The following is an 8874-nucleotide window of genomic DNA, read 5'->3' as shown; positions in this document are numbered from 1 at the left end:
TTTAATCTGAGGCATACCCTGCAGCTTTGAGGAAATTCCAGCACTCCTGCGGGTCGAACAGATCGCAGATGTCTCCGAGCGCCTGAAACAATGTTTCAAAGGTTCTGGCGCCGATGCGTCGCAGGTGGGCTTTGAGCTTCGAGAAGGCCATTTCGATGGGATTGAGATCGGGACTGTATGCGGGCAGGAACAAGAACCAGCAGCCGCGCTCTTTCAGGGCTTGTGCCGCACGCGGGCTTTTGTGGGTGGACAGGTTGTCGAGGATCACAACTGTTCCGGGTTCGAGCGCCGGGGCCAGTTGGGTTTCGATGTAAGTGTCGAAGGCCGGACCGTTCATGGCTCCCTTGATCACCCACGGTGCGATCAGGGCATCCTGCGTCAGCCCTGCGATGAAGGTCTGCGTGCCCCATTTGCCAAAAGGTGCCCCGGCATAAAGCCGCTCACCGACAGGGGCCCGACCGCGCAACCGTGTGAGGTTCGTCTTCACGGCAGTTTCATCGATAAAAACCAGCCTGTGCGGCTCCGCGCGCATACGGGGCTGGCGGCGCTTGATCCAATCACGGCGGGCCTGGAGCAACGCCGGTCGGTCACGTTCCGCCGCGATCAGTCCTTTTTTTATATGACAGTCCGGCGCGTTCGAGCGCGCGGTGCAGCGAGGAGAGCTGTACTTCCACGCCATGTGTCTCTGCGAGGGCGGCGGCCAGTTCCTTGAGCGTGATGTCCGGTTCGGCCTGCACGATCTCCAGCAAAAAGTCCCGGTGCGGGGCGAGTTTGCCGAACCGGCCGGCGGTACGACCTTGCGGCTTGGGAACCGCCGTGCCGTGTTTACGGTGCTCCGCTGCCAATCGCACCGCCGTGGCTGCGCTCACACCGAACAGCCGCCCCGCTGAACGGGCCGAATTGCCCTTAGCGACGTAGGCGCAAATCCGTTCCCGAAGGTCCAAAGAGTAAGGTTTGCCCATGATCCACCTCCAAACAGAAGTGAATCAGACGAAGGCGGGCTTGTGAATCCCAATTCGATTCAGATCAAACGCAAACCGCTTTAGTCGGCCCAGGGGCCGTGACGGATGTCGAGCCCGTCGAGGCGGTCAAATCCATGACGGCCGAAAAAGTCTCGTTGACCCTGGATCATGTTGGCCGTTCCACGTGATGTGCGCATGGTATCGAAATAGCTCAGTGCGGCCATCAGAGCTGGAGTTGGATGTCCCTCCAGGGCCGCCGCCGCAACCACCTTGCGCAGGAAACCATGCGTGTCGGTGAGTCTTTTTGCGAAATCCGGAGCGTACATCAGATTTCCGCCCGGGTGGTCGGCAAGTGCGGCGGCCATGTCATCAAGCATCGCGGACCGGATGATGCAGCCTTCGCGCCAGACTTTTGCAACCTCGGGCAGGGGAAGGGGCCATGACCGCTCCTCCGATGCCGCTGTAAGAATGCCAAATCCCTGCGCATAACAAGCGATTTTTCCGGCCAGCAGCGCCATTTCCAGATCTTTCAGGTTCAGGGTGGAGTCTTCCAAGGGCTGTGCCGCTGATCCGAACAGATCCTGACCAGCTTTGCGCGCATCAACTCTGGATGAAAGGTTCCGGGCGGCAACTGCGGCCTCAATGACTGTCGCGGGAGCAGCAAGGTGGAGCGCTTCAATAGCTGTCCAGCGACCGGTACCCTTCTGCCCGGCGGAATCAAGAATGACGTCGAGGAGCGGCTCGCCAGAATGGCTGTCGGCCGTGTTCGCAACCGTTGCTGAGATTTCGATCAGATAGGAGGAAAGCGGTCCGCGGTTCCATTCCGCAAAGGTGCTCCCGATTGCTTTCGAGTCCATACCCATGCCGTCGCGCATGATGCCATAAACCTCGGCGATCATCTGCATGTCGGCATACTCAATACCGTTGTGAACCGTTTTGACGAAATGCCCCGCACCGTCCGGACCCATCCAGGTTGCGCAGGGAGTGTCGCCGAACTTTGCGGCAATTGCGTTCAGGATCGGTTCAACCCGGTCCCATCCGGCTTTTTCACCACCGCCCATGATCGATGGCCCATGACGTGCTCCTTCCTCACCGCCGGATACACCGATTCCAAGGAATGGAACTCCGGCTTGTTCGGCCGCTTTGGCGCGCCGGACGGTGTCATGGTAGTTCGCATTGCCCGCATCGATGATCAGGTCATCCTCGTCGAGTAAAGGACGGATCTGTTCGATCATTGCATCTACCGGTCCGCCCGCCGGCACCATCAGGATAATCGACCGCGGCTTTGCAATCGCTCCGATTAGTTCCTCGAGGGTCTCACATGCAGTAAGTTGCTCCGCCAGTTCACCGGCACCGGCGACAAAATCCCTGGTGACCGAAGTTGTGCGGTTGTAGACGGCAATGGGGAAGCCCTTCTCGGCAATATTGAGGGCCAGCGCCGCACCCATGGTGCCGAGCCCGATAAGTCCAATGTCCGCCATAAGAGTCTCTCGATCCCGTCAGTCCGTTAACAAGCGAGGCGCATTGTTATCAGGCTCGTGGACCAGGGAAAGCCCAAAAACTCCGTGCAAATAACCGGCAGCGTATCAGCGTTCCATTCCCTGCATTGCCACCGCCCCCTGGGAGGTCGCATCAGCGGCCTGGCGAACTATTGCACCCATCCCTGGAACCCGTTCAAGCGTCATTCGGTGCGATGGCCCTGAAACTGAAATTCCCGCAATGACCTCACCATGAACATTGGTGATCGGTGCGGCAACGCAGCGCATCCCAACCGTGCGTTCCTCGTTGTCAAAGGAGTAGCCCTGTTGGCGGATGCGCAGCATTTCGTCCCGCAACCGGTCGCGATCCGTGATCGTGAATTCCGTGAATGCCTCGAGGCGCATTTTTTTCAGAAGCCTCTCGAACCTTTCCTCCGAATACATGGACAGGAGGGCTTTGCCGATGCCGGATGCATGCATGGGAGACTGTGTTCCAGGTGGAAAAAACGCTCGGATTGTCTCGTGGGTTTCCACCTGACTCACGAAGAGAACCTCATCGGATTTTTCGATGCCGAGATTGGCGGTCTCTCTGGTCTCCTCCATGAGCGTGTGCATGAATGGGCGACTTCGCTCAATCAGACCGCCCTGGCGCAGAAACGCGGATCCGATACGGTATGCCTCCGGTCCTATGTTCCACTCTTGGGTGGTGGGATTCATTCGCACGACACCGCGCAACTGAAACGTGGTCAGCATCCGATAGATTGTCGCAGGAGACTGCTCCAGTGCGGCCGAGATTCCAGTGAGTGTCCGTGACCCCTGATCCGTCAGAAGTTCCAGGACATCGAGAGCCCTGTCGAGTGACTGCACCGTGTTTTGAGCCCGATTGTCGTTGAAACTCCTGGGGCGGCCCCTGAGCCTTTTTTCGGTTGGCATGACGTAATCCTGAGAAAAAACCAACAAAAAATCATATTGTGAAAAAATAGTTCATTCAATGAAAAAAACAAGTACCTGTATTTGTTTGGAGAAATTACAATGTCTAACCAATGATCGCATTTTTCAAAAAAATTGCCTCTGCTCGGCCCGGGGTCTATCAGCAACTCAAATTAGAGGAGCGCAACAATGAACTTCCAGAATCCCGTATTCATTCCTGGTCCCACCAACATCCCGGAGGTGTTGCGCAAGGCAGTGGACATGCCGACCCTGGATCACCGTTCCTCGTTGTTCGGAGACATTCTCCAACCCGCGTTAAAGGGTGTGGCGAAGGTTCTGCAATCTGAAACGGCTGAGGTCTTCATTTTTCCCTCAACCGGCACCGGCGGTTGGGAGACTGCACTGACCAACACACTCTCACCTGGCGACCGTGTCCTCGCAGCCCGCAATGGAATGTTCAGTCATCGCTGGATCGACATGTGCCAGCGACATGGGCTTGAGGTTGAGGTGGTCGAAACTCCCTGGGGTGAGGGCATTCACGCTGACCGTTTCGAGGAAATCCTCACAGCCGACAAGTCCCACGAAATCCGCGCAGTGCTTGCGACGCATAACGAGACCGCGACAGGCGTTTGGTCCGACATCGCGGCCATCCGGCGTGCTTTGGACGCGGCCGGGCATCCCGCACTGCTATATGTCGATGGTGTCAGCTCCATCGGTTCAATGGATTTCCGCATGGATGAGTGGGGCGTAGACATTGCGGTGACCGGCTCGCAGAAGGGCTTCATGCTGCCCGCCGGACTGGCCATTGTCGGGTTCAGTCCGCGTGCCATGCAGGCCCTCAAAACTGCGACGCTCCCGCGGACTTTCTTCGATGTGCGCGACATGGCCAAAGGGTATGCGAACAATGCCTATCCCTATACGCCCTCGGTTGGACTGCTGAATGGGCTGAAGCTTTCAACTGAAATGCTGCTGGCGGAAGGACTGGAGAACGTTTTTGCTCGGCACCACCGTATCGCCGAAGGCGTTCGTGCCGCCGCTGGCGCCTGGGGGCTTGACCTCTGTGCAGCCAATCCGAGGGTTTATTCCGATACGGTCAGTGCCATCAAAACACCGCCGGGCTTCAATGCTACTGACATCGTCATTCATGCTGCAGACCGCTATGATGTTGCTTATGGTGTTGGTCTTGGTGAGGTTGCCGGCAAAGTGTTTCGTATCGGACACCTGGGTAGTCTAACGGATGTTATGGCGCTGGCCGGAATCGCGACCGCCGAAATGGTCATGCTCGATCTCGGATTGAAAATCGAAGCGGGCTCCGGCGTCGCCGCCGCCCAGGCCGTCTATCGGGACTCCGAAACAATGGTCACTGGAGCTGCCGCATGATGGATGCTGCTGACACTATATTTATACCCTGTCTGGATGACATGCTCGCGGCGCGGGACCGTATCGCACCTCACATACATGAAACACCGGTCATGACCTCGTCTTTTATCAACGACCTTGCCGGCGCGGATCTGTTCTTTAAATGTGAGAACTTTCAAAAAGCCGGGGCCTTCAAGGTGCGTGGGGCATCCAATGCGGTCTTCGGTCTGCCCGCTGAAAAACTGGAGAAGGGCGTGGCCACACATTCATCCGGCAACCATGCGCTCAGTCTTAGCTACGCCGCCGGTCGCCGGGGCATACCCTGCACGGTCGTGATGCCGCGCACGGCACCGCAGGCGAAGAAAGATGCGGTGATGGGATATGGAGGCCGTATTGTTGAGTGCGAGCCTTCCACCTTTTCCCGCGAGGCCACATTCGCGGAAGTCGTGGCGGAAACCGGCGCCGAGTTCGTGCACCCCTACAACGATCATCGCGTGATCGCCGGACAGGCCACCTGCTCGCATGAACTGCTCGGACAGGTTGACGGGCTTGATGCGGTCATAGCGCCGGTTGGCGGCGGTGGTATGATTTCCGGCACCTGCCTGACGCTGTCGAACCTCGCGCCGAATGTAAAAATCTACGCGGGCGAACCTGAACAGGCGGACGATGCCGCCCGCAGCCTGAAGGCCGGTCACATCATTGCCGAAGATGCGCCTGTGACAGTGGCCGACGGCCTCAAGGTTCCCCTCAAGGAACTGACCTGGCACTTTGTTTCCAACCACGTCACGGACATCCTGACTGTTGGCGAGCAGGAAATCATCGATGCCATGAAGCTGATTTGGAAGCGCATGAAAATCGTCGTCGAACCATCAAGTGCCGTGCCACTTGCAGCGATACTGCGCAACCGCGAGGTGTTCGCAGGCAAGCGCGTGGGCGTGATCCTGACTGGCGGCAATGTCGATCTCGACGCACTACCATGGATAAATAACTGATTGTTTGGGGATAAACTGAAATGAACATGCAACCCGACTTCGCTGCGCTTGAGGTGGGCTATGACGTCCCCGCCGTTCCGGGTATGGACGAAAGCGAAATCCAGACACCGTGCCTTGTGCTCGATCTCGATGCGCTGGAACGCAACATTCGCAAAATGGGTGAACTTGCAGCTCAGATGGGCGTCCGTCACCGCGTTCATGGCAAGATGCATAAATCCGTGGATGTAGCGCTGCTTCAGGCGGAACTTGGGAATGCGTGCGGTGTCTGCTGCCAGAAGGTCAGTGAGGCCGAGGTCTTTGCGCGCGGTGGCATCACCGACATCCTCGTTTCCAACCAGGTCCGCGATCCGGTCAAAATCAAACGGCTCGCCAACATTCCGAAGCTCGGTGCGCGCACAATCGTTTGCGTGGATGACGTCGCCAACGTGGCTGACCTGTCGCAGGCAACCGAGGCCGCCGGCACCACGATTGAATGCCTCGTGGAAATTGACTGCGGCGCGGGTCGTTGCGGTGTTACAACCACGCCGGACGTCGTTGAGATCGCCAAGGCAATTCATTCAGCTCCAAACCTGAAATTCAGCGGCATTCAGGCTTATCAGGGCGCGATGCAGCACCTCGATTCCTATGAGGATCGCAAGGCGAAAATCGATGTGGCTGTGGATTTGGTTCGCGATGCGGTTGCCGCCCTCACTGCCGAGGACTTCGAATGTGACATCGTCGGCGGCGGTGGAACGGGAAGCTACTATTTTGAGGGCAATTCCGGTATCTTTAACGAGCTGCAGTGCGGCTCCTACGCCTTTATGGACGCCGATTATGGGCGCATACTGGATAAGGACGGCAACCGCATCGACCATGGCGAATGGGAAAACGCACTCTTCATCCTGACATCGGTGATGAGCCACGCCAAGGCTGACAAAGCCATCTGCGACGCGGGCCTTAAGGCCCAATCCGTTGACAGTGGCCTGCCCGTGGTGTTCGGCCGCGATGACGTGGAATATGTCAAATGCTCGGATGAGCATGGCGTCATCTCTGACCCGAACGGGGCGCTGAAAGTGAACGAGCGTCTGCGCCTGGTGCCGGGGCATTGTGACCCGACCTGCAATGTCCACGACTGGTATGTGGGCGTGCGGGGCGGCAAGGTAGAAACCCTTTGGCCGGTGTCCGCCCGCGGGAAGGCTTACTGATGATTATTCTTCCCGAAAAGGAAATCGCTTCACTGATCGGTCGGGCGGAAGCTTTCACCGCTGTTGAGAGGGTGTTTGCCTCAATGGCGAAAGGCGACGCGTATAACTTTCCGGTCGTGCGCGAGGCTATCGGTCATGCTGATGCGCTTTACGGATTTAAATCAGGCTTCGACCGATCGAGCCTCGCTCTTGGTTTGAAATCTGGGGGGTGCTGGCCCGGCAATGCGGACAAGGGCCTGACCAATCATCAGTCGACCATATTCCTGTTCGATGCGGATACGGGCCGGGTCAAGGCCGCGGTCGGGGGAAACCTTTTGACCGCCCTTCGCACCGCTGCGGCATCGGCCGTGTCGATCCGCCACCTCGCTCCGAAGGGTGCCAAAACTCTTGGGATGATTGGCGCGGGTCATCAGTCGACTTTTCAGATGCGTGCAGCTCTTGAGCAGCGTGCGTTTGAAAGAGTGATTGGCTGGAACCAGCACCCGGAGCGCCTCGACCGGCTCACCGCCGTGGCCGCGGAGGCAGGTCTGCCCTTTGAGAAAGTGAGCCTTGACCGGCTCGGCGGTGAGGCTGATGTGATCATCACTATAACGTCCAGTTTTGATCCTATTCTGAAGGATGCCCAGGTCACTGGCGGTACCCATATCGCCTGCATGGGCACGGACACGGTCGGAAAGCAGGAGGTTGAGAGTGCTCTTGTCGCCCGCGCCACTGCATTCACCGATGAGGTCTCGCAGTCGCTCAGCCTCGGGGAGTGTCAACACGCCGCCCGGGAAGGCCTCATTTCGGAAACGGACATCACTCCCATCGGTGACGTCATCAATGGCAGGCACTCAGGCCGCACCTCCGATGATGAGCTCACGCTGTTCGACGGAACCGGCGTCGGCCTCCAGGATCTGGCGGTGGCCGCTTCGGTGGTCGAACTCGCGCTGGAAAAGGGCAAGGCGATCACTGTCGATTTCTAAAGGCCCGGTGTCGCCTCCAACCGGCGGCGACACTCTTTCACCATGAAGTCGATGAAGAGCCGGATCTTTGGATCCTGCAACCGGCGATGCGGATAGAGGCATCCAAACCGTGACATGCGCGGTGGCGTTTCCTCAAGAACAGGCACCAGTCGGCCATCCGCCAGTTCCGATGCCACTTCAAATTTCGGCTTGTTGACGATCCCCTGTCCATCCAGAGCCCATGTGGTCAGCACGTCCCCATTATCCGCATCCAGCCTTCCCGACACGTCGAGTCGTTTCGGCCCGTCCGGTGTGTCCAGAACCCAGAAATATTCCGGCGACCGGGGATAACGTAACAGCAGACAGCTGTGTTTCGGGATGAGTTCCTTCCAGCTTTCCGGCACACCGCGTCGTTTCAAATAGTCCGGAGACGCGCACAGAACCCGTTCGCAGTCGACGATTTTGCGCAGCTTCAGGTTGGACTCACCAGGATCGCCAACAAAAAAGGCCACATCCATCTCTCCCGTGACAACGTCCACCACCCGGTCCGAAAGATTGAGCCGGATCTCGATCTCCGGATACTTATCGATAAACGTCGAGGTCAGTGGCGCAATGATCCGGCTGCCCGCGTAGATCGGTGCTCCGACCCGGATCACCCCGCGCGGATTGCCCGAAAACCCGGCAACCACCGCCTCCGCATCCTCCAGGGAGTTGACCACACCCCTGGCGTGCTCATAAAATACGCGTCCGGCCTCGGTCGGAGCCAGTTTGCGTGTGGTGCGGTTAAACAGTCGGACCCCAAGGCGTGTTTCCAGTTCCCTGATCCGATTGCTCGCAACCGCAGGCGTGAGCCGCAAATCCCGTCCTCCGGACGTGATACTGCCCAGTTCGACCACACGTATGAAGACCTTGATGCTTTCGAGGTAGGGCATTTTGGGGTCCTCTTTCGGCTTTGGATTGGTGTCGACCGTTAAAAGATGCTGCCCTAAGCGCCGCGGATATTCAATGAAACGTTGAAAGTCTAT

8 protein-coding genes are annotated in these 8874 nt (G+C 58.0%); 4 read left to right on the top strand and 4 right to left on the bottom strand.

The genetic code is table 11. The annotated features are described in order from the left end of the window. Position 1: 1 nt before the first annotated feature. The 3 genes from ACP15P_RS22280 to bhcR all read right to left on the bottom strand — a co-directional run bounded on the left by ACP15P_RS22280 (position 2) and on the right by bhcR (position 3373). Positions 2 to 962, bottom strand: a protein-coding gene (locus ACP15P_RS22280) for an IS630 family transposase (protein WP_424926437.1) whose coding sequence is annotated in 2 segments (ribosomal slippage) — positions 2 to 616 and positions 618 to 962 — 960 coding nt in all. Because the reading frame shifts where the segments join, the coding sequence is not laid out codon by codon here. 80 nt (positions 963 to 1042) lie between these two features. Further along, positions 1043 to 2443, bottom strand: a complete 1401-nt coding sequence (gene gndA, locus ACP15P_RS22275) for an NADP-dependent phosphogluconate dehydrogenase (protein ID WP_424930658.1) — start codon at positions 2441 to 2443, stop codon at positions 1043 to 1045. 105 nt (positions 2444 to 2548) lie between these two features. Beyond that, positions 2549 to 3373, bottom strand: a complete 825-nt coding sequence (gene bhcR / locus ACP15P_RS22270) for an HTH-type transcriptional regulator BhcR (protein ID WP_424930657.1) — start codon at positions 3371 to 3373, stop codon at positions 2549 to 2551. A gap of 186 nt (positions 3374 to 3559) precedes the next feature. Here bhcR and bhcA point away from each other — a divergent pair, with 186 nt between their 5' ends. The 4 genes from bhcA to bhcD are packed head-to-tail and all read left to right on the top strand — an operon-like array spanning position 3560 to position 7870. Then, complete coding sequence (gene bhcA / locus ACP15P_RS22265; RefSeq protein ID WP_424930656.1) at positions 3560 to 4750, top strand: L-aspartate--glyoxylate aminotransferase BhcA; 1191 nt, start codon at positions 3560 to 3562, stop codon at positions 4748 to 4750. Continuing rightward, positions 4750 to 5721, top strand: coding sequence for a beta-hydroxyaspartate dehydratase BhcB (gene bhcB, locus ACP15P_RS22260; protein ID WP_424930659.1), 972 nt, complete (start codon positions 4750 to 4752; stop codon positions 5719 to 5721). The genes bhcA and bhcB overlap by 1 nt, the downstream gene beginning before the upstream one ends. Before the next feature lie 20 nt (positions 5722 to 5741). After that, the gene (bhcC, locus tag ACP15P_RS22255) at positions 5742 to 6905 is read left to right on the top strand and encodes a 3-hydroxy-D-aspartate aldolase BhcC (RefSeq protein ID WP_424930655.1); all 1164 of its coding nucleotides are present in this window, start codon (positions 5742 to 5744) and stop codon (positions 6903 to 6905) included. Further along, the gene (gene bhcD / locus ACP15P_RS22250) at positions 6905 to 7870 is read left to right on the top strand and encodes an iminosuccinate reductase BhcD (protein WP_424930654.1); all 966 of its coding nucleotides are present in this window, start codon (positions 6905 to 6907) and stop codon (positions 7868 to 7870) included. The genes bhcC and bhcD overlap by 1 nt, the downstream gene beginning before the upstream one ends. On the opposite strand, the gene ACP15P_RS22245 is transcribed toward bhcD, so the two are convergent. Further along, positions 7867 to 8781: a LysR family transcriptional regulator gene (locus ACP15P_RS22245; RefSeq protein WP_424930653.1), complete on the bottom strand. Its 915-nt coding sequence runs from the start codon at positions 8779 to 8781 to the stop codon at positions 7867 to 7869. The genes bhcD and ACP15P_RS22245 overlap by 4 nt on opposite strands. Positions 8782 to 8874: the final 93 nt, after the last annotated feature.

This window comes from Amaricoccus tamworthensis (genome assembly GCF_049800875.1).
Classification (GTDB): domain Bacteria; phylum Pseudomonadota; class Alphaproteobacteria; order Rhodobacterales; family Rhodobacteraceae; genus Amaricoccus; species Amaricoccus tamworthensis.
The sequence above is the reverse complement of the archived record's forward strand: the minus strand, read 5'-3'. Positions and strand labels throughout refer to the sequence as shown.

Coding starts and splice junctions, on each gene's coding strand:
- gndA (WP_424930658.1), bottom strand. CDS start 2,443: ATGGCGGACATTGGACTTATCGGGCTCGGCACCATGGGTGCGGCGCTG.
- bhcR (WP_424930657.1), bottom strand. CDS start 3,373: ATGCCAACCGAAAAAAGGCTCAGGGGCCGCCCCAGGAGTTTCAACGAC.
- bhcA (WP_424930656.1), top strand. CDS start 3,560: ATGAACTTCCAGAATCCCGTATTCATTCCTGGTCCCACCAACATCCCG.
- bhcB (WP_424930659.1), top strand. CDS start 4,750: ATGGATGCTGCTGACACTATATTTATACCCTGTCTGGATGACATGCTC.
- bhcC (WP_424930655.1), top strand. CDS start 5,742: ATGAACATGCAACCCGACTTCGCTGCGCTTGAGGTGGGCTATGACGTC.
- bhcD (WP_424930654.1), top strand. CDS start 6,905: ATGATTATTCTTCCCGAAAAGGAAATCGCTTCACTGATCGGTCGGGCG.
- ACP15P_RS22245 (WP_424930653.1), bottom strand. CDS start 8,781: ATGCCCTACCTCGAAAGCATCAAGGTCTTCATACGTGTGGTCGAACTG.